Source organism: Petropleomorpha daqingensis (assembly GCF_013408985.1).
Taxonomy (GTDB): domain Bacteria; phylum Actinomycetota; class Actinomycetes; order Mycobacteriales; family Geodermatophilaceae; genus Petropleomorpha; species Petropleomorpha daqingensis.
Genome location: NZ_JACBZT010000001.1, coordinates 3,097,144 through 3,121,529, shown reverse-complemented (window position 1 = coordinate 3,121,529; position 24,386 = coordinate 3,097,144). Strand labels below are relative to the sequence as shown.

The window sequence follows — 24,386 nt, the reverse complement described above, 5'->3', positions numbered from 1 at the left end:
CGGCCGCTGACGACGACCGCTGACGACGACGAAGGACTTCCCGTGACCGACTCGACTCCCCTCCCGACCAGCGGGATCACGGCCGGCGAGCCGTATCCCCGGCGATGGCTGGCGCTCGCCGTCATCGCGGTCACCGTGCTCATGATCATCCTCGACGCGACGATCGTGAACATCGCGCTGCCCTCGGTGTCCAAGGACCTCGGGATCAGCGCCGCGACCCAGCAGTGGATCGTCACCGCCTACACGCTCACGTTCGGCGGCTTTCTGCTCCTGGGCGGCCGGATCGCCGACTTCTGGGGCCGCAAGCGCACCTACCTGGTCGGCGCCGCCGGCTTCGCCATCGCCTCGGCCCTCGGTGGCCTGGCGCAGAACGAGGCGATGCTCTTCGCCGCCCGCGCCCTGCAGGGTGCCTTCGGCGCGCTGCTCGGCCCGGCGTCCCTGGCCCTGCTGACGGTGCTGTTCACCGACACGAAGGAGCGGGCCAAGGCGTTCGCCGTCTACGGCGCGATCGCCGGTGGCGGATCGGCCGTCGGGCTGCTGCTCGGCGGCGTGCTCACCGAGTACGTCGACTGGCGCTGGTGCTTCTGGGTCAACGTGCCGGTGGCGATCGTCGCCATCGCCGCGGCGATCCCGTTCGTCCCGGAGAGCAAGGCACCGGGCGACTCGACCTACGACGTCCCCGGCGCGGTGCTGGTGACCCTCGGGCTCACCTCGTTCGTCTACGGATTCACGAAGGTGGCCCAGGCGGCACAGGAGCACCCGACGCAGAACGCCTGGGGCAACGCGACGGCGTGGTTGTTCATCGCCGGCGGAGTGGTGCTCGTGGCGCTGTTCGTCGTCGTCGAGCTGCGGGTGAAGAACCCGCTGCTGCCCATGCGGCTGATCCTCGACCGCAACCGGGGCGGGGCCTACCTGACCTCGACGCTGGTCGGCGCCGGGCTGATCGGGGCCTTCTTCTTCCTGAGCCTGTACTTCCAGCAGGTGCTGGGCTACAAGCCGGTCGAGGCGGGTTTCGCGTCGCTGCCGACGACGCTGGGCGTGCTCGTCTCCGCCGGTGCGGCCAGCGCGCTGGTGCCCAAGGTGGGTCCCAAGCCGCTCATGGTCTTCGGTGGCGTGATCGCCGCGGTCGGGCTGTTCCTGCTGTCGTTCCTGACCGTGGACACCTCGTTCTGGGCGCTGCCGTTCCCGGGTGAGCTGCTGCTCGGTCTCGGTCTGGGCTTCACGTTCGTGCCGCTGTCCAACCTCGCGCTGATCGGCGCGGGCGAGCACGACGCCGGCGCGGCCGGTGCGGTGCTGCAGGCGGTCCAGCAGGTCGGCGCCTCGGTGGGCACCGCGCTGCTCGCGACGATCTCGGTCGCCGCGATCACCGCCTCGATCACCGACGCGGCTGCGGCCGGGCAGAACCCGCAGGACCCGGCGGTGGGGATGGCCGCCCAGGTCGACGGCTACACGACGGCGTTCCTCTGGGCGGCCGTGCTCCTGCTGGCCGGCGCCCTGGTGTCCGCCGTCCTGATCAAGGCGACGAAGGACGACCTGCCCACCGACGCCGACATGGTGCACGTCGGCTGAGCCGGCGCCGCGGCGCAGGAGCCTTCAGTGCTCCTGCGCCGCGAGGGCCTTCAGCCGCGCGTTGTAGGCCGCGAGCTCGGCATCGGCGTCGCGCTCGGCGGCGCGGTCGAGCCGACGTCCGCGGCGCTCGTCCGAATTGGCCCAGGCGAAGAAGACGACGGCGAGCACGACCACCGTGGGCAGCTCGGCGAACGACCACGCGATGGCGCCCGCGCTGCCCTGGTCGCCCAGCACGTCGATCCCCCAGCTCGCCGGCGGGTGGGCGAAGGTCTGCACGACCAGCGAGTCGGCCATCATGATCGAGACGCCGAAGAACGCGTGGAACGGCACCGGGATGAGCAGCTCGAGCATCCGGCCGGGGTAGCCGACGGTCCGCGGCCACGGGTCCTGCCCGAGGATCGGGCCGAAGAACAGCAGCCCGGTGACCAGGAAGTGGGCGAGCATGAACTGGTGGCCGAGCGGGTTGGCCATCAGGTCGTCGAAGATCGGCGTGAAGTAGACGCCGTAGAGGCTGACCAGGAACAGCGGCACCGTGAACGCCGGGTGCGACAGGAACCGCGCGAAGCGGCTGTGCAGGGCTTCGAGCAGCAGCGCTCGCGGCACGCCCGCCGTCCCCTTGCCGCGCGGCAGCGAGCGCAGCGCCAGCGTGATCGGCGAGCCGCAGAGCAGGAAGATCGGCGAGACCATCGACAGCACCATGTGCTGGGCCATGTGCACGCTGAACACGGCCATGCCGTAGCCGTTGAAGCCGGTGCCGGTGGCGAAGAACAGCGTCAGGCAGCCGAGGACCCACGACCCCGTCCGCCACCAGGGCCAGCGCACACCGCTGCGGTGCAGCCGCGCCACCCCGACCAGGTAGGCGACGAGCAGCACGACGCTGACCACCGCGAGGACCGACCAGCCGTCGAGGCGTGGGATGAACAACCGAGCCCAGGTGGGCGGCTCGTCGGGCATCCACATGCCCGTGTGGTCGTGCTGCACGCCGCCCACTCTCCCACTCAGTCGTGGACGGGCGCCTCGTGGTCGGCGTGCGTCTCGGCCTCGAGCTGGAAGGTGCAGTGCTCCACGTCGAAGTGGCTGCCCAGGCACGAGCAGAGGGCGTCGAGCACCTGACCGCCGTGCCCCGCCTGCAGTGCCGCATCCGACACCACGACGTGCGCCGAGAGCACCGGCAGCCCGGAGGTGATCGTCCAGGCGTGCAGGTCGTGCACGCCGAGGACGCCGTCGACGGCGAGGATGTGCGCCCGGACGTCGTCGAGGTCCACCCCGCGCGGCGCGGCCTCCAGCAGGACGTCGAGCGCCTCGCGCAGCAGGTGCCAGGCCCGGGGCACGACCAGGAAGCCGATCGCGAGCGAGGCCAGGGTGTCGGCGAAGCTCCAGCCGGTGGTGAGGATCACGACGCCCGCGACGATGACCGCGAGCGAGCCGAAGGCGTCGCCGAGGACCTCGAGGTAGGCGCCCCGGACGTTGAGCGAGTCGCTGCGGCCGCGGTGCAGCAGCGCCAGCGACACCAGGTTGACGACGAGGCCGGCGCCGGCGACGACGAGCATGAGCTCCGAGGAGATCTCGGCCGGCTCACCGATCCGGAGCACCGCCTCGACCAGCACGTAACCGGCCACGCCGAGCAGCAGCAGGCCGTTGGCGACGGCGGCGAGGATCTCGACGCGCTGCCAGCCGAAGGTCCGCCGTCCGCGGGCGGGGCGTTGCGCGAGCGTGACCGCGCCGAGCGCGAGGGCGATCCCGGCCGCGTCGGTGGCCATGTGGCCGGCGTCGGCGAGCAGCGCCAGCGATCCGGACAGCACCGCGCCGACGACCTCGGCGACCAGCACGACGAGGGTCAGCCCGAGGACGACGGTCAGCCGGCGCCGGTGCGCGCCGCCGGCCGTCGCGCCGTGTGCTGCGTGGTCGTGCCCCACAGCGGCAGTGTGCCCCACGCGCGACGCCCCCTGCCGGAACCGACCGGCAGGGGGCGTCGACGCAGCGGTGCGGCGGTCAGGCCGAGGGGACCTGCACCCCGCGGGCCTGCAGCCACGGGATCGGGTCGATCTTCTGGCCGTTGATGCCGCCCTGGTGCACCTCGAAGTGCAGGTGCGGACCGGTCGACTGGCCGTTGCTGCCGAGCAGGGAGATGGTGTCGCCCGCCTTCACGACCTGCCCCGGCGTGACCAGGATCTTCTCCATGTGGCCGTAGACGGTGACGTCGCCGTTGGCGTGCTGGATGTAGACGGCCAGACCGAAGCCGCTCGCGGGGCCGGCCTCCAGGACGACGCCGTCCATCGCGGCGTACTCCGGCGTCCCCATCGGGGCGGCCAGGTCGATGCCCCAGTGCATGGTCCCCCACCGCATGCAGAAGCACGTGGTCAGCCGCGCGCCGTTGACCGGCAGCACGGCCTGGGGACGCATCGCCTCGATCGCGGCCGCGTCGGCCTGCTGCTGCGCCTGGACGGCGGCGGTCTGCTCGGCCTCCCGCGTCGCCCGGCTGGCGGCGACCTCGGCGAGCCGATCGGCGTCGTGGCCGTCCGGCGGCGTGACGTTCTGCTGCGCGGAGATGCCCAGCTCGGCGGCGACGCTCATCGAGTGGCTGGGCTCGTCGGTCGGGCCGGCCTGCGCGGCGGCGCCGGCCCAGACGCTGCCGACGCCGATGGAGACGAGAGCTGCGGCGATGACCAGCGACCGGCGCCGACGCAGCACGGTGGGGATGCGCCGTCGGCGGGTCGGAACCGCGGTCGGCTCGAGCTCCTCGACGGCGGCCGGGGTCTCGACGGCGGCGGGGGTCCCGACGGCGGCGGGGGTCTCGACGACCTCCTCGACCGCGACCACCGGCTCGGCGGCCGGCACGATCTCAGCGGCCGGGACCGGGCGCGGACGCGGGGTGGGCCGCGGCCGCGCAGCGGTCGCCGGCTTCGCAGCGGCGGTCTTCTTCGCCGGGGCGCCCTTGGTGGTCGTCGCCCTGGCGGTCGTCGCCTTGGCGGACGTCGACTTGGAGGTCGACGCCTTCGTGGCAGCGGCCTTCGCGGGCGCCGGCTTCGGGGTGACGGTCTTCTTCGCCGGGGCGGCCTTGCTGGTCGTCGCCTTGGCGGCAGCGGCCTTCGCAGGCGTCGCCTTGGCGGGCGCCGTCTTCGCAGCGGTCTTCTTGGCGGCGGTCGTCTTGGCGGCCGTCGCCGTCCTCGCCGCGGTGGCCCTGGTGGCCGCCGACTTCGTGGCGGTCGTCTTCGCGGCCTTCGACACCGTCTCCTCGACGACCGGTGCGGACACCCGCCGGGACCGCGTCCCGCCCCTGGAGGCGAGGGTCGATCCGGCGCGCGTACGGGGCTCCGGGCCCTCGTTTCGGAGGCGTTCGTGGTCGTGCGAGGACATGCACCTGACTTCCGTCGGCGAACAGGACTGCGCCCCGGGGGAAGTGAGGCGAACGAGCCCGCACCAGAGGCGGGCGGGAGCTATGTAAACATGCCGTGATCTGTTCGTGATCTGCGCGGCCGGGAATAGACCCTTCAATCGTGGTCTGGCTCACAAAGCCTCACCGGTGTCATTCGTCGCTCCGTGCAACGCACACCAACGCAGCGTGACGAACACGCCGGTCTGGGGCAGAGAAGGGGGCGACGAGCCTCACGAAGGGGCAGGAGGGCCGTCAGGCGGCCGAAATGCGGCCCCTTCGAGGGAGATCACCTACATGCGTGCAGTGACCTGGCACGGTCGTGCCGACGTCCGTGTCGAGACCGTCCCGGACCCCACCATCCAGGAGCCGACGGACGTCATCGTCCAGATCACCTCCTCCGGCATCTGCGGCTCGGACCTCCACCTGATCGAGGTGATGGCGCCCTTCATGACGGTCGGCGACGTCATGGGCCACGAGCCGATGGGGATCGTCCGCGAGGTGGGGCCGGAGGTCACCGCGGTCAAGCCGGGCGATCGCGTCGTCGTCCCGTTCAACATCTCCTGCGGCACCTGCTGGATGTGCTCGCAGGGGCTGCACTCCCAGTGCGAGACCACGCAGAACCGCGACCAGGGCTTCGGCGCCTCGCTGTTCGGCTACACCAAGCTGTACGGGCAGGTCCCGGGCGGCCAGGCGGAGTACCTGCGGGTGCCGTTCGGCAACACCCTGCCGATCAAGGTCCCCGAGGGCCCTGCCGACGACCGGTTCGTCTACCTCTCCGACGTCCTGCCCACGGCCTGGCAGGCGGTGCAGTACGCCGGCATCCCGAAGGGCGGCAGCGTGCTCGTCCTCGGCCTCGGCCCGATCGGTGACATGTCCTCGCGCATCGCGCAGCACCTCGGCGCCGAGCAGGTCTTCGCCGCCGACGACGTCCCCGAGCGGCTGGCCCGTGCCCGGGCGCGCGGGATCTCCACCATCGAGACGACGAAGAAGGACGAGGTCGTCGCCGCCGTCCGCGACGCCACCGACGGCCGCGGACCCGACGCCGTGATCGACGCCGTCGGCATGGAGGCGCACGGCTCGCCGCTGGCGACCATGGCCCAGAAGGCGACGGCGATCGTCCCCGACGCGGTGATGGAGAAGATCATGCAGGTGGCCGGCGTCGACCGGCTGGCCGCGCTGAACACCGCCATCGAGGCCGTCCGCCGGGGCGGCACGATCTCGCTGTCGGGCGTCTACGGCGGGGCCACCGACCCGCTGCCGCTCATGCGCATGTTCGACAAGCAGATCCAGCTGAGGATGGGCCAGGCCAACGTCTGGCGCTGGATCCCGGACATCCTGCCGCTGCTCGAGGAGGACTTCCTCGGCGTGGACGAGTTCGCCACCCACCACGTGCCCCTGGACGAGGCCCCGCAGGCCTACATGAACTTCCGGGAGAAGAAGGACGGCACGGTCAAGGTCCTGCTCAAGCCGTGAGGGCGTGCGCCCGGGCCGGAATTCCTCCGGCCCGGGTGCATGATCCTCAGCTTCGCGGTGTAGGAGTCGGGCATGACGTTCACAGCGGAGAAGTCCGGCTCGTTCCCGCTCGGGGACGGCACGGTCCACCGGATGGGCTACGGCGCCATGCAGCTGGCGGGCCCGCACGTGTTCGGGCCGCCGGCCGACCGCGACGCCGCGATCGCCGTCCTGCGCCGGGCCGTCGAGCTCGGTGTCAACCACATCGACACCAGCGACTACTACGGGCCGCACGTCACCAACGAGATCATCCGCGAGGCCCTGCACCCGTACCCGGCCGACCTGACCCTCGTCACCAAGATCGGCGCCCGGCGCACTCCGGACGGCGAGTGGCCCGAGGCGCTGGCCCCCGACGAGATCCGCCAGGCGCTGCACGACAACCTCGACCACCTCGGCGTCGACGCGATGGACGTCGTCAACCTGCGGATGCCCGGCTTCAGCGAGCCGGTGCAGCGCTCCCTCGCCGAACCCTTCGAGACCCTCGCCGAGCTGCAGCAGCAGGGCCTGATCAAGCACCTCGGCGTCAGCAACGTGACCCCGCAGATGCTCGCCGAGGCGCAGGCCATCGCGCCGGTGGTCTGCGTGCAGAACCACTACAACGTGGTGCACCGCAAGGACGACCCGCTGGTCGACGCGCTGGCCCGGGAGGGCATCGCGTACGTGCCGTACTTCCCGCTCGGCGGCTTCACGCCGCTGCAGTCGGCGGCACTGGAGACCGTTGCGCGGCGGCTGGAGACCACGCCGATGGAGGTGGCGCTGGCCTGGCTGCTGGCCCGCTCCCCCAACATCCTGCTGATCCCGGGGACGAGCTCGATCGCGCACCTCGAGCAGAACCTGGAGTCCGCGGCGCGGGTGCTCGGCCCGGTCGAGCTCGAGGAGCTCGACCGCATCGGCGGCACCGGCGAACCCGACATCGACCTGTAGACGCGGTTTCGCGCGCTTAACCGCGCGCGGTTGAGCGCGCGAAACCACCTCAGCGGACGGAGCGGATGCGGGCGACGGAGACGGCGCCGAGCACCGTGGTCAGCCCGGCGAGGGTGAACAGGACGCCGTAGCCGCCGAGCGAGGCGATCACCAGCGCGGCCAGCAGCGGTGCCAGCGCCTGCGGGACGACGGCCGCCACGTTCATCACCCCGAGCTCCCCGGCGACCGCGGAGGCATCCGGCAGCACCTGGGTGACCAGCGCCTGGTCGACCGAGGTGTAGGCGCCGTAGCCGAGGCCGAGCAGGACACCGGCGATCAGCGTGGCGGTCCAGCTCGGCGCGATCACCAGCGTCGCGCAGGCCAGCGCCTGCAGCAGCCCGGCGGCCCCGGCGAAGATGCGCCGCCGGCCGGTGCGGTCGGACAGGACGCCGCCACCCCACGTCGCCACCACCGTGGCGACCAGGTAGACGAGCGTCAGGATCAGCAGCGACCCCTCGGGGTCGTCGACCCGCAGCCCGTCGGTGAGGAAGTACAGGAGGTACGTCGTCCCCAGGGCGTTGCCGAGGTTGACCAGCAGCCGGCCGGCGAACGCCCAGGCGTAGTCGGGGTGCCGGGACGGTGCGATCCAGGTGGCCCGCAGCGCGGCTGCGACCGACCGCGGGCGCTCGACGGCGGCCGGCGCGGCCTCGCGGGCGCGCAGCAGCCACGGCAGCGCGGCCAGCGCCAGCACGACGGCCAGGAGGGCGTAGCTCGCGCCGACGCCGGTGTTCAGAGCGGTGATCAGGCCGAGGCCGAGGACGATGCCGAGCGCCTGCGGGCCGTACACGGCGGCCGAGACGGCGCCGCGGTGCTCGGGCGGCACCTGGTCGGCGATCGTGGCGGTGAGCCCGGCCATGGCCGCGTACATGCCGAGCTGGGCGAGCACCCAGGCGGCCATGACGGTGGGCCAGCTGCCGGCCAGGCCGGTGAGCAGCAGCCCGACGACGAAGCCCGCCACTCCCCCCGCGACCCACACCCGGCGGCGGCCGAAGCGGCTGCGCGTGCGGTCGCACAGCGCCCCGAACACGGGCAGCGCGACCAGCGCGGCGATCCCGGCCGCGCCGTTGACCAGTCCGAAGTCGCGGACCTTGTGCGCCGCGTCGACGTCCTCGAGCTGCAGGGGCAGCAGCAGCTGCACCGGCGCGAGCTGCGCCGCCCAGAGCCCGAGCCAGGCGAAGGCGAACCGGACCGTCCACGCCCGGGTGGGCGGGGCGGCGAGGGCGGTCGTCGCGTCAGCCACGGGCCGGGCCGAGAACCCGGTCCAGGTACTCGTTGCTCAGCACCCCGGTGGGGTCGAGCCGGTCGCGGACGGCGACGAACTCCTCGAACCGGGGGTAGCGCTCCCGCAGCACCGCGGCGTCCAGGCCGTGCAGCTTGCCCCAGTGCGGGCGGCCGCCCACCTCCCCGGCGATCTTCTCCAGCGTGGCGAACCACGGGCCCGGATCGGTGTGCGCTGGCACGTGCGCGGCGATGTAGGCGCTCTCGCGGCCGGATGCCGTCGACAGCGGGATGTCGTCGGCCGCGGCCACGCGCACCTCGACCGGGAACGCCTCGCGCCAGTCGCTCGCCTCGTGGGCCCGGCGCAGCTCGGCGAGGACGGCGGGCGCGTCGGCCCGCGGCACCGCGTACTCCATCTCGAGGAACCGGACCCGGCGCCGGCTCACGAACACCCGGTGCGCGTGGTCGGTGAAGGCCCGCGCGCCCAGCGCCTTCGCGGAGAACCGGGCCAGCGGCGGCACCAGCGCGGGCACCCGCTTGCCGGCGGCGATCACCCCGGCGAAGGCGACGTTGGAGAGCACCTCGTCGTCCCAGACCGACCGCCACCGGGGCAGCGGGTCGATCCCCTCGTCCAGGGGGACGCGGGTGTTGCACTTGAGCAGGATCGCGTCGGTGTGCGGGAACCAGTAGAACTCGACGTGGTCGGTCGAGGTCATGAGCTCGTCGAACTCGGCCAGCGCGTGCGTGAGCGTGCCCGGGCCCTCGACCGCGTGCAGCGCGAAGGCCGACACGGCCTGCAGGGTCACCGCGGTGAGGACCCCGAGCGCTCCCAGGCCGACGCGGCCGGCGGTGAAGACGTCGGCGTTGCGCTCCGCGTCGCAGCGCAGGATCTCCCCGGCGGGCGTCACCAGCTCCAGCCCGCGCAGCTGGGTGGCCAGGCCGCCGAAGCGCGCGCCGGTGCCGTGGGTGCCGGTGGACAGCGCGCCCGCGATCGTCTGCCGGTCGATGTCGCCGAGGTTGGTCATCGCCCAGCCGCGGCGGGACAGCTCGGCGTTGAGCCGGTGCAGCGGCGTCCCGGCGCCGACCGTGACCAGCCCGTCGTCGGTGATGTCGTGGATGCCGGTCAGCCGGTCGGCGACCAGCTGGACGTCGTCCGGGCGACCGACGGCGGTGAAGGAGTGCCCGCTGCCGATCGGCCGCACCCTCCGGCCGCTGGTGAGCAGCTCGGCGACCTCCTCGGCCGACGCGGGATGCGCGACGTCGACCTCGGCCTGCTGGTTGCCCGCCCAGTTCCGCCACCGGGTGCGCTCGCTGCTGAGCACCTGGGTCATCCCGCCTCCCTCGTCCACGGCGCCGCACTCCAGCACGCCCGACGGCCGCAGGTCAACGCTCGTGCCTGGTTGACCCGGGCCAGGTCGGCCCAGCACGCTGCCGATCATGGCCACGATGACGCGTCCTGACGTCGAACCCGGGGAGGCGCGGCGGCTGGACCGGGCGACCGCAGACCTCGACCCGCCCTTCGCCGTCGTCGACCTCGACGCCCTCGACGCGAACGCCGGCGATCTGCTGCGGCGCGCGGCCGGCAAGCCGATCCGGGTGGCCAGCAAGTCCGTCCGCAGCCGGGCGGTGCTGCGGCGGGTGCTGGACCGGCCGGGCTTCGCCGGGATCCTCGCCTACACGCTGCGCGAGGCGCTCTGGCTGGCCGGCGGGCCGGACCCGGTGAGCACCGACGTCGTCCTCGGTTACCCCACCGCCGACCGGGCGGCCCTGCGGCGGCTGGCCGACGACGAGACCGCGGCCGCGCGGATCACCCTGATGGTCGACTCCGTCGAGCACCTCGAGTTCCTCGACGCCGTCGTCCCGGCCTCGACGCGGCCGGCGCTGCGGATCTGCCTGGACCTCGACGCCTCGTGGCGGACGGCGGGCGGCCGGGTGCACGTCGGCGCGCGCCGGTCGCCGATGCACACCGCCGAGGACGCCGCCGCGCTGGCCCGGGCGGTGGCCGGCCGCGACGGGTTCCGGCTGGTCGGCGTCATGGCCTACGAGGCGCAGATCGCCGGCGTCGGCGACGCGCCCCCCGGCCGCCCCGTGCGCGGGATCGCCGTGCGCGGGATGCAGCAGCTCTCCGCGCGGGAGCTGGCCGGCCGCCGGGCCGAGGCGGTCGCGGCGGTGCGCGCGGTCGCGCCCCTGGAGTTCGTCAACGGCGGCGGCACCGGCAGCCTCGAGCGGACGACGGCCGAGGAGTCGGTGACCGAGCTGGCGGCGGGCTCCGGGCTGTACTCCCCCGGCCTCTTCGACGGCTACCGCGCGTTCCGCGGCCGGCCGGCGGCGCTGTACGCCCTGGCCGTGACCCGCCGCCCGGCGCCCGGACTCGTCACCGTCGGCAGCGGCGGCTGGATCGCCTCGGGACCGGCCGGCCCCGACCGGGTGCCGATCCCGACCTACCCCGCCGGGCTCAAGCTCGTCCCGTCCGAGGGCGCCGGCGAGGTGCAGACGCCGCTGCGCGGGGCGCCGGCCGACGGGCTGCGGATCGGCGACCGGGTGTGGTTCCGGCACGCCAAGGCCGGGGAGCTGTGCGAGCACGTCGACGAGCTGCACCTGGTCGCCGGCGACGCGGTCGGCGACGTCGTCCCGACCTACCGGGGCGAGGGCAAGGCCTTCGGCTGATCGACGGGCCGGGCCGTTCGGCCCTGGCTCGGATGGGCCATCGACACGAGCGTGGTCGGGGTCCCGGAAGCGTCGACCGGCCCTCGGCCAGCGTCGTCCCCGCCCCGGCCCGCGCTTCCCCAGCAGGCTCTGAGCAGGGGAGACACGCACATGCCACGCATCACGGTGGGTCAGGAGAACGGCCAGGACGTCGTCCTGCACTTCGACGACCACGGATCCGGCCGCCCGGTGGTCCTGATCCACGGCTACCCGCTGGACGGCCGCTCGTTCGAGAAGCAGGAGCGGCTCCTGCTGCAGAACGGCTTCCGGGTGATCACCTACGACCGGCGCGGGTTCGGCTGGTCGAGCCAGCCCTCGACCGGCTACGACTACGACACCTTCGCCGCCGACCTGAAGGTCCTGCTCGACGCGCTCGACCTGTCCGACATCGTGCTCGCCGGCTTCTCGATGGGCACCGGCGAGGTGACCCGCTACCTGGGTCGGTACGGCTCCGACAGGGTGCGCAAGGCCGTGCTGATGGGGGCGGTCCCGCCGTTCCTGCTCAAGACCGGTGACAACCCGGAGGGCGTCGACGGCTCGGTGTTCGAGGGCATCAAGCAAGCGGTCCTGGCCGACCGGCCGGCCTACTTCACGACGTTCTTCGACAACTTCTTCAACGTCGACACCTACCGCGGGACCCGGATCAGCGACGAGGCCTGCCAGGCGGCCTTCGTGACCGCGCTCGCGATGTCACCGCTGGCCGCGCACGACTGCGTGGACGCGTGGCTCACCGACTTCCGGGAGGACGTCGCCCGGATCGACGTCCCGACGCTGCTGATCCACGGCGACGCCGACCGGATCCTGCCCTACTCGGCGACCGCGGCCCGCCTGCCTGCGCTCATGAAGGACCTCACCGTCGTCACGGTCGAGGGCGGCCCGCACAACGTCGCCTGGACGCACCCCGAGGTGGTCAACCCGGCGCTGCTGGACTTCGTGCGCGACTGACCGACCGCCGCCCGAGTGCGCAGTTGCGGCCGCTCACCCCGGCGCGCCGCCGCGTGTCGGCGACCGCAACTGCTCACTCGGCGAGGGGTGGCCCGGCGAGCTCCCGGGCAGCAGCGGCCTCCTCCTCGTCGAAACCGAGCTGCCCGACCTCGCCGTGCTGCGCGGCCTGGCCGTCGATCCACCGCTGGTGCGCCTCCCACGCCGACTGCCGGGTGGTGCCCAGCGCGCGCCCGATCGCGGCCCAGGACGCCCCGGCGGTCCGGGCCGAGCGCACCGTGAGCTGCCGTCCGTAGCCGCTCTTGCGCGCGATGACCTCGCCGAGGGCCAGCAGCTCCAGCGTCTCGTCGTGGTTCAGCGGCGGGTCGGCCAGCGAGTCGCGCAGCCGCAGGCCCTCGAACCGGGCGACCGCAGCCGGCAGCGTCAGTTCCTTCTCCAGCGCCTCGACGTCCATACCCGAGCGTCCGTCAGGCCACCCAGACAGTCAAGGTCACCGGGCACGCTGGACCCGGGTCTCGTCGAAGACGGGGTCGGTCGACTCGTAGACCCGGCCGTCGGCGCCGAAGACGAGGAACCGGTCGAACGAGCGGGCGAACCACCGGTCGTGCGTCACCGCGAGCACGGTGCCGTCGAACGCGACCAGCGCCTCCTCCAGCGCCTCGGCCGAGATCACGTCGAGGTTGTCGGTCGGCTCGTCGAGCAGCAGCAGCGTCGCGCCGGAGAGCTCGAGCAGCAGGATCTGGAAGCGCGCCTGCTGCCCGCCCGACAGCGTCCGGAACAGCTGGTCGCCCTGCTCGGCCAGCCCGTAGCGGCGCAGCGCCGCCATCGCCCGGCCGCGGTCGACACCCGGGCGGCCCGGCTCGCCGTGCCAGAGCAGGTCGACCAGGGTGAGCTCGAGCCAGTCGGCGTGGGCGTGGGTCTGCGCGAAGAACCCGGGGACGACGCGCGCCCCGAGCCGCCACGCCCCGGTGTGCCGGACGTCGTCCCCGGCGAGCAGCCGCAGGAAGTGCGACTTGCCGGCCCCGTTGGCCCCGAGGACGCCGACCCGGTCGCCGTACCAGATCTCCAGGTCGAACGGCTGCATGAGCCCGGTCAGCTCGAGCTGCTCGGCCATCACCGCCCGGACGCCGGTCCGCCCGCCGCGCAGCCGCATCGCCACCTTCTGCTCCGGCGGCCGGTCCGGCGGCGGGCCGGCCTCCTCGAACTTGGCCAGCCGCGTCTGCATCGCCCGGTACCGGGCGGCCATCGCCTCGGACACCTTCGCCTGCTGCTGCAGCGTGCGCACGAGGTCGATCAGCCGCTGGTGCTCCTCGTCCCAGCGCAGTCGCACCTCGGCCATGCGGTCGTGCCGCGCCGTGCGCGCCTCGGCGTAGGTCGCGAACCCGCCGCCGTGCACCCATGTCGTCCCGCCCTCGACGGTGACCACCCGGTCGGCGAGACGGGCCAGCAGCTCGCGGTCGTGGCTGACGAACAGCAGCGTCTTCCGGGTCTCGAGCAGCCGCTCCTCCAGCCAGCGCTTGCCCGGGACGTCGAGGTAGTTGTCCGGCTCGTCGAGCAGCAGCACCTGGTCCGGCCCGCGCAGCAGCGCTTCGAGCGCCAGCCGCTTCTGCTCGCCGCCGGACAGCGTCGACAGCTCGCGGTACTTGCACCGCTCGTACGGCACGCCGAGCGCCGCCGTCGTCACGGTGTCCCAGGTGACCTCGGCCTCGTAGCCGCCGGCGTCGCCCCACTGCGCGAGCGTGGCGGCGTAGGCCAGCTGCGCCGGTTCGTCGTCGGTCTCCATCAGCGCGAGCTCGGCGGCCTCCACGGCGTCCCACGCCGCGCGGACGGCGGCTGGCGAGAGGTCGACCAGGAAGCGCTGCACCGTGGTGTCGTCGCGCACCGAGCCGATGAACTGCCGCATCACGCCCAGCCCGCCGCTGCGCGCGACGGTGCCGGCCTCGGGGGTGAGGTCACCGGCGATCAGCCGCAGCAGCGTGGTCTTGCCCGCGCCGTTCTCGCCCACCAGCGCGGCCCGGACGCCGTCCCCCACCCGGAACGAGACGTCATCGAAGAGCACCCGCCCGCCGGGCAGGGTGTGCCGCACACCGGAGACGTCGACCGAACCCACGACGTCATCCTCCCGGCGCGGGCAACCGGGTTTCAGAGGACGACGACCGGCGCCTTGGGGATGCCGTTGAACTCGCAGGCCGTGACAGTGGTGTAGGCGCCCATGTTCGGCGCGACCACCAGGTCGCCGACCTCCAGCGGTGGCAGCAGCGCGGTCGTGGTGATCACGTCGGTGCTGTCGCAGGTGGGGCCGGCCAGCACGCTGGGGACGGCGTCGCGGCGGTCCTCCCCCGTCACCGCCCGGTACGCGTGGACGGTCGGGTGCACGTGGTCGCTGAGCACGTTCGAGAAGCTGCCGTACACGCCGTCGTCCAGGTAGTACCAGGGCACGCAACCGCGCTCGGCCACCCCGACGACGGCGGCCACGGCCAGGACGGCGGGCGCCGCCAGGAAGCGTCCGGGTTCGGAGATGACCCGGATCCCGCGCCGGGTCAGCGGGTGGATCTCCTCGGCGACCGCGGCGGCGAACCCGGAGAGGTGCGGGACGGCGGCGTCGTAGGGCACCGGCAGCCCGCCGCCGATGTCGAGCACCGCCAGGTCGATGCCCAGGCCGGCCAGGCAGTCGAGCAGCATCGCCGCGTGCCGGATGTCCTCGACCAGCGGCTCGACCGACCACAGCTGGCTGCCCGGGTGGAACGACAGGCCGGTGACCCGCAGCCCCCGGCGCTGCGCGGCGTGCAGCAGGTCGACGGCGTCGCCGGGGTCGGCGCCGAACTTGTAGGACAGGTCGATGAGGGCGTGCGGCGAGCGGTAGCGCAGCCGGAGCAGCAGCTCGACGTCGTCCTCGAGACCGGCGAACTTGGCCAGCTCGCGCTCGCCGTCGAAGACGAAGGTCCGGATGCCGGCGCGCACCGCGGCCGCGACGTCCGCCGGCTTCTTCACCGGGTGCGTGTAGATGCACCGGTCCGGCGCGACCCCCAGCCCGGCCACGAGCGCCGCCTCGGCCGGCGAGGCGACGTCGAAGCAGGCGCCCTCGTCGCGGAGCGCGGCCAGCGCCGCCGGGTGCGAGAGCGCCTTGACCGCGTAGTACGGCCGCACGTCCGGCAGCGCCCGGCGCAGCACCCGGTAGCGCTCGGCCACCCGGGCCGGGTCGAGCAGGAGCAGCGGCGTGCCGTGCCGCTCGGCGAGCGCCGGGACGTCCACCGCGGCGAGGTCGAGACCCAGCTCCGCCGGCGTCGGGACGGCGGAGGTCGCGGCCGTGACGCTGACCATCACGCCGGCTCGCGGGCGAGGAGGTAGATGCCGACCGTGCCGGCCAGGATCAGGCCGAGGCACACGTACTGCGGCGCGGTGATCGTCTCCCGCAGGAAGACCCGGCCGAGCAGGACCACGAGAACGATGCTCGCCCCGGCCCACACCGCGTTGGCCAGGGACGCGGGCACCGTCCTGGTCGCGAACGAGAAGAGGACGAACCCCAGCAGCAGCGCGAGCACCCCGCCGATCAGCGGTCCCGGCCGCTCGAAGCCCTGCGCCTTGCCCAGCAGCACGACGCCGGTCACGTCGGCCACCACGGTGACCACCAGGAACACCATGCCCGCTCGGAGCGTGCGCGGCGGCCCGCAGATACGTCAGACGGCGGCGAAGGCGTTGCGCCCGTCGGCGGTCGCGGCCACGGCGTCCCGGACCACGGCCGACAGCTCCTCGGCGTCGACCCTGTCCAGCGACGTGAACCGGATGCAGCTCTTCCCGCACGACACCGACCCCAGCCGGCCGGCCCGGGTCTCGGCGAGGTAGCCGCCGTCCACCACCGCGCACACGTACAGCGACAGGTGCCGCTTCTGCGCCGCGAGCGCGATCAGCGGCGTCGTGGTCGTCTCCTTGGCCGACCGCGGCCGGTACGGCATCAGCCCGTAGCCGAGCATCCGGCCGCTGCCCGCCGGGACCAGCTGCCGGTCGATGCCGGGCGCGGCCGCCGTCACCAGGGCGTCGACCCGGCGCAGCTCCGCCTCACGCGGGCCGGCCGCGGCGAACCAGGCCTCGATCTCGTGGGGCACCGTCGCGGCGCTCAGGCGACCTTCTCCAGCAGGCGGTAGCGCGCCAGGCGCTCCACCAGCTCCGGCATCGCACCGATCGGCGAGCCCCCGAGATCGCGCCGGCTCTCCCGCACGACCCGCACGATCAGCTGCGGGCGCAGCCGCTCGCTGAACTCCTCGGCCAGCCGGGCCACCGCGCTCTCGACGGAGACGTCGGCGGACGGGTCGAGGGCGGGAGGGAGCACCGAGGTCATGGGCGGTCCTTCGCGACGGGGACAGGGGGTCCGATCCGTTCCGGATCACGACACGGACACGATGACCGATGGGGCGCCTGTGACGCCAGGGACCAAGGTCCAACGGCGTGTTGTCAGGCGGCGCGTCGTCCCCAGAGCAGCGTGTCGAGCGCGACGCCCTCGGGCGTCTCCCGGCGCACCTGCTCCAGCCGGTCGACGGCGAGCAGCTCCGCGACCGGTGCCAGCCGCTCGACGCTGTGCAGGATCGCGGTCTCCTGGGGTCCGCCGACCCCGTGCGCGACGTTGTCGGCGTCGTGGCCGAGCACGAGCAGCCGGCCGCCGGGGCGCAGCCAGCCGACCGCCCGGCGCAGCAGCGCCGTCGTCTCCGGCTCGGGCAGGTGCAGGTAGGCGACGAGGACGAGGTCGACCGAGCTCTCGGGCGCGGTCCAGGTCAGGACGTCGTCCTGCACCCAGGTCACGCGGTCGCCGGTCGCCTGCTCGCGTCCCCGCTCCAGTCCGACGGCGGAGAAGTCGACCGCGGTGACCCGCCAGCCGCGCTCGGCCAGCCACAGCGCGTGCCGCCCCTCCCCCGCGGCCAGGTCGACGGCGTCCCCGGACGGCAGGTCGGCGAGCAGCGACGCCACCAGCGCGTTCGGCGCGGCCGACCACTGCCGGCGCTCGGCGTACCGCTCGTCCCACTCCGCAGCCCGCATCGCGTCAGTATCGGGTGCGACCCTGCCCCGGTGTCCGCCGTCCGCCTCGTGCCCTTCACGCCGGAACTCCTGCCGGCGGTGCAGCCGTGGTTCGAGCACCCCGAGGTCCGCCGTCGGCTCGGGGGTCCCGACTGGCCGGTGCGCGGGCTGGCCCTGCTGAACGCCGGCTGGGGAGAGCCGTTCCGCGGCAAGACCGTGCTGCGCGCCCACTCCTTCCTCGCCCTGGACCACGACGGCGCGGCGGTCGCGCACGTCGGCGGGGAGGTCTACGACCGCTGGGCGGTGTGGGACCCGGCCCGCGAGGAGGTGCTCGCCGTCCACCCCGGCCGGGCGATGGGCTCGGCGTACGTGGTCGATCCCGCACGCTGGGGCCGCGGGATCGGCCGGGCGACGCTGCGCGCCCTGGTCGCCGCACCGGAGGTGGCCGACGTCGAGCAGTTCCTGCTGGGCATCGACGAGGACAACGCGGCGAGCCGGGCGGCCGCCGCGGCCGCCGGGTTCGTGCCGCTGAGCGAGGAGCCCGACGCGGAGGGCATCGTCTTCGTGCGCTGGACGAGGGGGGACGCGTGACCGAGCCGTCGGAGGTGGCGCTGCTGCGCCTGGTGGCCCAGCGGATCGCCGGGCCGCCGCTGCCGACGGCCACCGCGGCCGTCCGCCGGCTCACCGCGGTCCAGGCCCAGGACTACCCCGGTGCGCTGACCTCGGTCGCGCTGCGGGTGGACGACGGCACGCGGGAGGACGTGACGGCGGCGCTCGACGCGGGCGAGGTGGTCCGGTCGTGGCCGATGCGCGGCACGCTGCACCTGGTCGCCGCCGAGGACCTCGGCTGGCTCCTGGAGCTCTGCGGCCCGCGGGTGCTGGCCGGCGCGGCGCGGCGACGGCAGCAGCTCGAGCTGACCGAGGCGGACACCGAACGCGCCCGCGACGTCGCGCTCGAGGCGCTGACCGGCGGCGGGCGGCTGCCCCGCAGCGGGTTGCTGGAGGTGCTCGAGAAGGGCGGCGTGGTCACGACGGGCCAGCGCGGCTACCACCTGCTCTGGTACCTGGCCCAGACCGGCACGCTCTGCCTCGGCCCGACCGACGGCCGCGAGCAGCTGTTCGTGCTCACCGACGAGTGGATCACCGCACCTCGCCGGCTCGGCCGCGACGAGGCGCTGGCCGAGCTGGCGCTGCGGTTCTTCCGCGGCCACGGCCCGGCCACGGTCGCCGACCTCGCACGCTGGGCGGGGCTCGGCCTGACCGACGTCCGCCGCGGGCTCGCCGCCGTCCGCGAGCGGCTGGCCGCGCTCGACGTCGACGGCACCGAACACTTGCTCGACCCGGCCACGCCCGCCGTGCTCGACGAGGTCCGCGACGAGGCCCGGGGGCTGTTCCTGCTCCCGGGCTTCGACGAGTTCGTGCTCGGTTACGCCGACCGCAGCGCCGCCCTCGACCCGCAGTTCTCCGAGCGGATCGTCCCTGGCGGCAACGGCATGTTCCGGCCGACCGTCGTCCACCGCGGCCAGATCGTCGGCACCTGGGGCCGGGTCGGCTCCGGCGCGAAGCGCCGGGTGGTCGCCGAGCCGTTCACCGCGTTCGACGCGGCCCTGACCGCGGCCATCGAGGAGCAGGCCGCCCGACTCCCCTAGGCGACGCCGTTGCGCCGCAGGACGCAGACCGCGTCGACCGTCGCGTAGCCGCGCCACTCGACCGCCGCCATCGGCGAGTACGCGGTGAAGTCGACCCGCCAGCCGCCGTCGTCCTGCTGCTCCCCCGCCACCCGCGCGAGATCGGCCTCGATCACGCCGGGCGCGAACAGCCGCCGCGAGGCGCCGTCCGGCTCCGGGCTGAAGCTCAGCGGCCGCAGCGCCTCGCCCGCCGAGCCGCCCTGGACGGGCACCGTGCCGTCGGCGGGGAGGTGCCGGCCGAGCCGGTCGAGCAGGTCGTCGGCCTCGGGGACGACGCCGTGCACCGCGTCGGCGAACCGGATCGCGAACAGCAGCTCGTGGGCCGGCGGGGCGCCCTCCATGCCGCCGATCGCCGCCAGGCAGTAGTCCGTGGCGGTGCGCAGCCACGGGGACCCGGCGACGTCGGCGCGGTGGCGGGCGAGCCGGTGCGCCTGCGCGGCGACCTGGCTGGTCGTCTGCAGCGCCGACCGGGTCGGATCGGCCCCGGCCCAGAACGGCGCCGTCCCTGTCGGGTCCCGCATCGGCAGCGCGAAGGGCAGCCCGCCGTCGGGCAGGGTGTGCCGCTGCAGCCAGTCGAGCAGCAACGGCACCCGCGGGCTGTCGACGGCGGCGGCCTCGACCAGCGCCTCTAGCGCGTGCATGGCGCCGGCCGGCTGGCTCTCCGGGCCGCGCAGGTCCGGCTCCAGCCCCCACCCGAATCCGCCGTCCGGGTTCGCGTAGCCGTCGAGGGCGGCCAGCACCGCCTGGGGCGATCCGATGCCCAGCAGCAGGTCGAGCCGGCGCCGGTCGAGCAGCCGGGCCGATCCGGTCACGAAGGAGACAGCGGCGCCGATGTCCATGCCGCCACCCTGCACCGAGCCACCGACTCCCGGGAAACCGGTGGACGCCGGGGCCGTGGCCGACGAGGGTCCGCACCGTGCGGACCGACGACCTCTGGGACGAGGAGACGGCGAAGGCCTACGACACACCGGGCACCGGCATGTTCGCCCCGGAGGTGCTCGGACCCACCATCGAGCGCCTCGCCGAGCTGGCCGCCGGCGGCCGGGTGCTGGAGTTCGCGATCGGCACCGGCCGGGTCGGGGTGCCGCTGCGCCGGCGCGGGGTGCCGGTCACGGGCATCGAGCTGTCCCGCCCGATGATCGACCAGCTCCGCACCAAGGCCGACGACGCCGCCCTCCCCGTGGTGCACGGCGACATGGCCACCGCCCGGGCCGCGGGCACGTTCTCCCTGGTCTACCTCGTCTACAACACCATCTCGAACCTGCTCAGCCAGGACGAGCAGGTCGCCTGCTTCGCCAACGCCGCCCGGCACCTCGGGCCCGGCGGGCGGTTCGTGGTCGAGCTGTGGGTGCCCGATCTGCGGCGGCTCCCGCCGGGCACCGAGGCCGCCGTCTTCGCCGCCGAACCGGGCTACGTCGGGTTCGACACCTACGACGTCCTGCACCAGCGGGTCGTCTCGCACCACGTCCGCTTCGGCGAGGGCTCGCAGGCGCGGCTGTTCCGCAGCCCGCACCGCTACGTGTGGCCGGCCGAGCTCGACCTGATGGCCAGGATCGCCGGCTTCGTCCTCGAGTCGCGGTCCTCCGACTGGGCCGGCGGCGAGTTCACGGCCGACTCCCGCTCGCACGTGTCGGTCTACCGCCGGGCCTGACCCCCGCGGTGGCACCGCACGAGGCCGCGGAGAAGGCTGGGGGCATGGAGTACACGCGTCTGGGGAGCACCGGCCTCGAGGTGTCCCGCATCTGTCTCGGCATGATGAGCTTCGGCGAGCCCGACCGGGGCAACCACCCGTGGTCGCTCGGCGAGGAGGACAGCCGCCGGCTCATCGAGAAGGCGCTGACCAGCGGGATCACCTTCTTCGACACCGCCAACGTCTACTCCGACGGGTCCAGCGAGGAGATCACCGGCCGGGCGCTGCGCGACTTCACCAACCGGGACGACGTCGTCCTGGCCACCAAGGTGCACGGCCGGATGCACCCGGGGCCCAACGGCGCCGGGCTGTCCCGCAAGGCCATCCTGCGCGAGCTGGACGACAGCCTGCGCCGGCTCGGCACCGACTACGTCGACCTGTACCAGATCCACCGCTGGGACCCGAAGACGCCGATCGAGGAGACGCTGGAGGCGCTGGACTCCGCCGTCCGGAGCGGCAAGGTCCGCTACCTCGGCGCCTCGTCCATGTGGGCGTGGCAGTTCAGCAAGGCGCTGCACCTGGCCGGCGAGCACGGCTGGCACCGGTTCGTCTCGATGCAGGACCACTACAACCTGCTCAACCGCGAGGAGGAGCGGGAGATGCACCCGCTCTGCGCCGACCAGGGCATCGGCGTGATCCCGTGGAGCCCGCTGGCCCGCGGCCGGCTCACCCGCGACTGGGAGGAGTCGACCGCCCGGTCGGACACCGACCGCTTCGGCCAGACCCTCTACGACGAGAGCAGCGACCGCGCGATCGTCGACCGGGTCGCCGAGATCGCCCGCGAGCGCGGCATCCCCCGCGCCCAGGTGGCGCTCGCGTGGGTGCTGGCCAAGCCGGTGGTCAGCGCGCCGATCGTCGGCGTCACCAAGGACCACCACCTCGACGACGCGGTGGCCGCCGTCGACGTCCGGCTCACCGACGAGGAGATCGCCCGGCTCGAGGAGCCCTACACCCCCCACCCGGTGGTCGGCTTCTAGTCGAAGAGCGGGTCCCCGCCGGCGATCGGTGTCATCCGGAGCCGGCGGGCGTCGTCGTCCTCCGGGCGCAGCGCGGCCACGAGCGCGTCGAGGTCGTCCTCGGCGTGCACGAACCGCCCGGCGAGGACGTCGTAGCGGCCCGAGACCAGCGCGACCGCCTTCTCGGCGACGCGCGCCACCGGTGACCACTCGTCGTCCGGGACGTCGGCGAGCAGTGCTGCCAGTTCGGGCTCCGCGGTCATGTCGGTGCGGACCAGCCCCGGGCTCAGGTCGACCACGACGACCCCGGTGCCGGCCAGTTCCGCGGCGAGCGAGTCGGTGAGCCGCATCAGCCCGGCCTTCGACGCCCCGTACGCGACGTAGCCCGGGAACGTCCGCGAGCCCTGCAGGCTGGTGACGTTCAGGACGTGGCCGGCCCCCCGGGCCACCATCCCGGGCAGCACGAGCGCGCTGAGGACGGCGGGCGCGACCAGGTTGACGGCCAGCACCGAGCGCAGCGGGCCGAGGTCGCCGTCGGAGAGGCGGGCGGGCGCGCCCCCGGACCCGGCGTTGTTGACCAGGACGTCGACCGGTCCCAGCTGCGCCTCCACCCGCGCGACCGCCGCGGCCAGCGCGGTGTCGTCGGTGACGTCCACCGCGACGGCGAGAGCGCGGCCACCACGCCCGGCGATCTCCGCGACCGTCTCCTCGAGCGGCGCGGCCCGCCGGCCGAGCACCGCCACGGGCCGCTCCTCGGCCAGGGCGAGCGCGATCGCCCGGCCGACCCCCGATCCACCGCCGGTCACCAACGCCGTCACGGGCGAGGACCTTCGCAGACCCGTCTTCCTTTTGCGCGCTCGCCCGAGCAGGCGCAGCGTGATCTACGGCACACCCGACGGCCCACGGAAGGAACTCCTGCCATGACGACGGATGCCACGACCGACCCGGCCGAGGCACGGCTACGGGCGCAGGGCACCTCGAGCCGGTCGCAGCGGACCAAGGCGGCGGTCGCCAGCACGGTCGGCACGACCATCGAGTGGTACGACTTCTTCCTCTACGGAACCGCGGCGGCGCTGATCTTCCCGTCGGTCTTCTTCCCGGAGTCGTCGGCCCTGGCCGGCACGCTGCTGGCGTTCTCGACCCAGTTCGTGGGGTTCGCCGCCCGTCCCATCGGCGCGGCGATCTTCGGGCACTACGGCGACCGGCTGGGCCGCAAGGGCGCGCTGATCACCACGCTCTCGCTGATGGGCGCGGCGACCGCGCTCATGGGCGTGCTGCCCGGCTACGCCACCATCGGCGTCGCCGCGCCGATCCTGCTCACCCTGCTGCGGATCCTGCAGGGCATCGGGGTCGGCGGCGAGTGGGGCGGCTCGGTGCTCATGTCGATGGAGTGGGGCCGGCGCAAGCGGCACGGCTTCATGGCCAGCCTCCCCCAGCTCGGCGTGCCGATCGGCCTGCTGCTGTCGACCGCCGCCGTCCGGATCGTCTCCGGCGTCGGTGGCGAGCACTTCTTCGAGACCTGGGGCTGGCGCATCCCGTTCCTGCTCAGCGTCGTGCTCATCGCGATCGGGCTGTACGTGCGGCTCTCGGTGCTCGAGACACCGCACTTCCGCCGGGTGCGCGAGCAGAAGGCGGTCGTCAAGGCGCCGGTCTGGGAGGTCATCAAGACCCAGCCGCGGGCGATCATCACCTCGGCGTTCGTGCGGATGGCCGAGCAGGCGCCCTTCTACCTGTTCATCACGTTCGTGCTGACCTACGGCACGGAAGCCCTGTCGCTCCAGCGCGACGACCTGCTCAACGACGTCCTCGTGGCGGCCGCGCTCGGCTTCATCACCGTGCCGCTATTCGGGTTCCTGTCCGACATCTTCGGCCGACGGCTGGTCTACGGCATCGGGGTCGTCGGGATCGCGATCTTCGCGTTCCCGTACTTCGGGCTGCTGAACACCGAGGAGAGCGGGCTGGTCCTGCTGGCGATCGTGCTGTCGCTGGCGATCCACGACATCATGTACGGCCCGCAGGCGGCGCTGATCTCCGAGACGTTCGGCACCGGCGTGCGCTACAGCGGCGCCGGCCTGGGCTACCAGCTGGCCTCGGTGGTGGCCGGCGGCCCGGCCCCGCTCATCGCGACGGCGATCTTCGCCGCCACGAAGTCCTCGACCGGGATCTCCTGGTACATCGTGGGCTGCGCGGTGGTCTCGATGATCGCGCTGCTGCTGATGCCCAAGCCGCACGCCAGCGTCGAGGACGTCGTCGAGGAGCGCGACGAGGTGAAGGCCGCCTGAGCGCCGCGGGTCAGGCGGCGCGTTCCACCAGGAACACCGGGATGACCCGGTCGGTCTTCTCCTGGTAGTCGGCGTAGGACGGGTAGGCCTCGACGGCCCGCGCCCACCACTGGTCGCGTTCCTCGCCGGTCAGCTCGCGCGCGACGCCGTCCCACGGTTCCGGGCCGTCCTGCACCGTGACCTGGTCGGGGGCCTTGCGCACGTTGCTCACCCACGCGGGGTCGGTGGGGGCCCCGCCCTGGGAGCCGACCATCAGGTACGCGCCGCCGTTCTCGACCCGCATGAGCGCGTTCTTGCGGACCTTCCCGGACGTCGCACCGCGGGTCCAGAAGATCGCGATCGGCAGGCCGGTGTCGCGGAGGGTGTTGGCCTCGCGCCCGCCGGTCTCCTCGTAGCGGGCGACCTGGTCGCGGACCCACTGCTGCGCGCTGGGCTCGTACTCACCTTCGAGGGGCATGGGTGCGAATCTAGGTCGGC

25 protein-coding genes are annotated in these 24,386 nt (G+C 73.7%); 10 read left to right on the top strand and 15 right to left on the bottom strand.

Features of this window, described 5'->3' with window-relative positions; genetic code table 11:
• The first annotated feature begins 42 nt into the window (after positions 1-42).
• Positions 43-1,569, top strand: a complete 1,527-nt coding sequence (locus GGQ55_RS15495; protein WP_366489427.1) for an MFS transporter — start codon at positions 43-45, stop codon at positions 1,567-1,569.
• 24 nt (positions 1,570-1,593) lie between these two features.
• Here GGQ55_RS15495 and GGQ55_RS15490 read toward each other — a convergent pair whose 3' ends face one another.
• From GGQ55_RS15490 to GGQ55_RS28455, 3 genes are all read right to left on the bottom strand, one after another.
• Positions 1,594-2,550: a cytochrome c oxidase assembly protein gene (locus tag GGQ55_RS15490; protein WP_366489425.1), complete on the bottom strand. Its 957-nt coding sequence runs from the start codon at positions 2,548-2,550 to the stop codon at positions 1,594-1,596.
• Between the two features lie 17 nt (positions 2,551-2,567).
• Positions 2,568-3,485 (bottom strand): cation diffusion facilitator family transporter, encoded by a 918-nt coding sequence (locus tag GGQ55_RS15485; protein ID WP_179718177.1) that lies wholly within the window; start codon positions 3,483-3,485, stop codon positions 2,568-2,570.
• Positions 3,486-3,561: 76 nt separating this feature from the next.
• Positions 3,562-4,824 (bottom strand): M23 family metallopeptidase, encoded by a 1,263-nt coding sequence (locus GGQ55_RS28455; protein WP_366489422.1) that lies wholly within the window; start codon positions 4,822-4,824, stop codon positions 3,562-3,564.
• A 415-nt stretch (positions 4,825-5,239) separates the two neighbouring features.
• Here GGQ55_RS28455 and GGQ55_RS15475 point away from each other — a divergent pair, with 415 nt between their 5' ends.
• Positions 5,240-6,418, top strand: coding sequence for a zinc-dependent alcohol dehydrogenase (locus GGQ55_RS15475; RefSeq protein WP_179718175.1), 1,179 nt, complete (start codon positions 5,240-5,242; stop codon positions 6,416-6,418).
• Between the two features lie 72 nt (positions 6,419-6,490).
• Positions 6,491-7,381 carry an aldo/keto reductase family oxidoreductase gene (locus GGQ55_RS15470; RefSeq protein WP_179718173.1) on the top strand — a complete coding sequence of 297 codons (891 nt, stop codon included), beginning with the start codon at positions 6,491-6,493 and terminating at the stop codon, positions 7,379-7,381.
• 49 nt (positions 7,382-7,430) lie between these two features.
• Here the strand turns inward: GGQ55_RS15470 and GGQ55_RS15465 are convergent, their stop codons facing one another.
• On the bottom strand, positions 7,431-8,660 hold the full coding sequence (locus tag GGQ55_RS15465) for an MFS transporter (RefSeq protein ID WP_179718172.1): 1,230 nt from the start codon (positions 8,658-8,660) through the stop codon (positions 7,431-7,433).
• On the bottom strand, positions 8,653-9,969 hold the full coding sequence (locus GGQ55_RS15460; protein WP_179718170.1) for a D-arabinono-1,4-lactone oxidase: 1,317 nt from the start codon (positions 9,967-9,969) through the stop codon (positions 8,653-8,655). The genes GGQ55_RS15465 and GGQ55_RS15460 overlap by 8 nt, the downstream gene beginning before the upstream one ends.
• A 106-nt stretch (positions 9,970-10,075) precedes the next feature.
• On the opposite strand from GGQ55_RS15460, the gene GGQ55_RS15455 reads away from it, so the two are divergent.
• Entirely contained in the window at positions 10,076-11,305 is a 1,230-nt protein-coding gene (locus GGQ55_RS15455) for an amino acid deaminase/aldolase (protein ID WP_246323822.1), read from the top strand.
• A 150-nt stretch (positions 11,306-11,455) separates the two neighbouring features.
• On the top strand, positions 11,456-12,289 hold the full coding sequence (locus tag GGQ55_RS15450; RefSeq protein ID WP_179718168.1) for an alpha/beta fold hydrolase: 834 nt from the start codon (positions 11,456-11,458) through the stop codon (positions 12,287-12,289).
• A gap of 73 nt (positions 12,290-12,362) precedes the next feature.
• Here GGQ55_RS15450 and GGQ55_RS15445 read toward each other — a convergent pair whose 3' ends face one another.
• The 7 genes from GGQ55_RS15445 to GGQ55_RS15415 form a co-directional block, all read right to left on the bottom strand.
• On the bottom strand, positions 12,363-12,740 hold the full coding sequence (locus GGQ55_RS15445) for a hypothetical protein (protein ID WP_179718166.1): 378 nt from the start codon (positions 12,738-12,740) through the stop codon (positions 12,363-12,365).
• Positions 12,741-12,776: 36 nt separating this feature from the next.
• The gene (locus GGQ55_RS15440; RefSeq protein ID WP_179718165.1) at positions 12,777-14,396 is read right to left on the bottom strand and encodes an ABC-F family ATP-binding cassette domain-containing protein; all 1,620 of its coding nucleotides are present in this window, start codon (positions 14,394-14,396) and stop codon (positions 12,777-12,779) included.
• A gap of 32 nt (positions 14,397-14,428) precedes the next feature.
• Positions 14,429-15,607: a type III PLP-dependent enzyme gene (locus GGQ55_RS15435; protein ID WP_246324596.1), complete on the bottom strand. Its 1,179-nt coding sequence runs from the start codon at positions 15,605-15,607 to the stop codon at positions 14,429-14,431.
• Positions 15,607-15,927, bottom strand: a complete 321-nt coding sequence (locus tag GGQ55_RS15430) for a DMT family transporter (RefSeq protein WP_179718160.1) — start codon at positions 15,925-15,927, stop codon at positions 15,607-15,609. The genes GGQ55_RS15435 and GGQ55_RS15430 overlap by 1 nt, the downstream gene beginning before the upstream one ends.
• Before the next feature lie 36 nt (positions 15,928-15,963).
• Entirely contained in the window at positions 15,964-16,389 is a 426-nt protein-coding gene (locus tag GGQ55_RS15425; protein WP_179718158.1) for a DUF1801 domain-containing protein, read from the bottom strand.
• 11 nt (positions 16,390-16,400) lie between these two features.
• Positions 16,401-16,622 carry a three-helix bundle dimerization domain-containing protein gene (locus tag GGQ55_RS15420; protein WP_179718156.1) on the bottom strand — a complete coding sequence of 74 codons (222 nt, stop codon included), beginning with the start codon at positions 16,620-16,622 and terminating at the stop codon, positions 16,401-16,403.
• Between the two features lie 113 nt (positions 16,623-16,735).
• Positions 16,736-17,314, bottom strand: coding sequence for a class I SAM-dependent methyltransferase (locus tag GGQ55_RS15415; protein WP_179718154.1), 579 nt, complete (start codon positions 17,312-17,314; stop codon positions 16,736-16,738).
• A gap of 30 nt (positions 17,315-17,344) precedes the next feature.
• Here GGQ55_RS15415 and GGQ55_RS15410 point away from each other — a divergent pair, with 30 nt between their 5' ends.
• Together GGQ55_RS15410 and GGQ55_RS15405 are read left to right on the top strand one after the other, a co-directional pair.
• Complete coding sequence (locus GGQ55_RS15410; protein WP_179718152.1) at positions 17,345-17,884, top strand: GNAT family N-acetyltransferase; 540 nt, start codon at positions 17,345-17,347, stop codon at positions 17,882-17,884.
• Positions 17,881-18,942: a winged helix DNA-binding domain-containing protein gene (locus GGQ55_RS15405; RefSeq protein ID WP_179718150.1), complete on the top strand. Its 1,062-nt coding sequence runs from the start codon at positions 17,881-17,883 to the stop codon at positions 18,940-18,942. The genes GGQ55_RS15410 and GGQ55_RS15405 overlap by 4 nt, the downstream gene beginning before the upstream one ends.
• Here GGQ55_RS15405 and GGQ55_RS15400 read toward each other — a convergent pair.
• Positions 18,939-19,820, bottom strand: coding sequence for a hypothetical protein (locus GGQ55_RS15400; RefSeq protein ID WP_179718148.1), 882 nt, complete (start codon positions 19,818-19,820; stop codon positions 18,939-18,941). The genes GGQ55_RS15405 and GGQ55_RS15400 overlap by 4 nt on opposite strands.
• A 77-nt stretch (positions 19,821-19,897) precedes the next feature.
• Between GGQ55_RS15400 and GGQ55_RS15395 the strand changes: the two genes are divergently transcribed.
• Positions 19,898-20,632, top strand: a complete 735-nt coding sequence (locus GGQ55_RS15395) for a class I SAM-dependent DNA methyltransferase (protein WP_179718146.1) — start codon at positions 19,898-19,900, stop codon at positions 20,630-20,632.
• A gap of 44 nt (positions 20,633-20,676) precedes the next feature.
• Positions 20,677-21,648, top strand: a complete 972-nt coding sequence (locus GGQ55_RS15390) for an aldo/keto reductase (RefSeq protein ID WP_179718144.1) — start codon at positions 20,677-20,679, stop codon at positions 21,646-21,648.
• On the opposite strand, the gene GGQ55_RS15385 is transcribed toward GGQ55_RS15390, so the two are convergent.
• Positions 21,645-22,445, bottom strand: a complete 801-nt coding sequence (locus tag GGQ55_RS15385) for an SDR family NAD(P)-dependent oxidoreductase (RefSeq protein ID WP_179718142.1) — start codon at positions 22,443-22,445, stop codon at positions 21,645-21,647. The two genes, GGQ55_RS15390 and GGQ55_RS15385, sit on opposite strands and share 4 nt — an antisense overlap.
• 102 nt (positions 22,446-22,547) lie before the next feature.
• Between GGQ55_RS15385 and GGQ55_RS15380 the strand changes: the two genes are divergently transcribed.
• Positions 22,548-23,909 carry an MFS transporter gene (locus tag GGQ55_RS15380; RefSeq protein WP_179718140.1) on the top strand — a complete coding sequence of 454 codons (1,362 nt, stop codon included), beginning with the start codon at positions 22,548-22,550 and terminating at the stop codon, positions 23,907-23,909.
• 10 nt (positions 23,910-23,919) lie between these two features.
• On the opposite strand, the gene GGQ55_RS15375 is transcribed toward GGQ55_RS15380, so the two are convergent.
• The gene (locus GGQ55_RS15375; protein WP_179718138.1) at positions 23,920-24,366 is read right to left on the bottom strand and encodes a nitroreductase family deazaflavin-dependent oxidoreductase; all 447 of its coding nucleotides are present in this window, start codon (positions 24,364-24,366) and stop codon (positions 23,920-23,922) included.
• Positions 24,367-24,386: the final 20 nt, after the last annotated feature.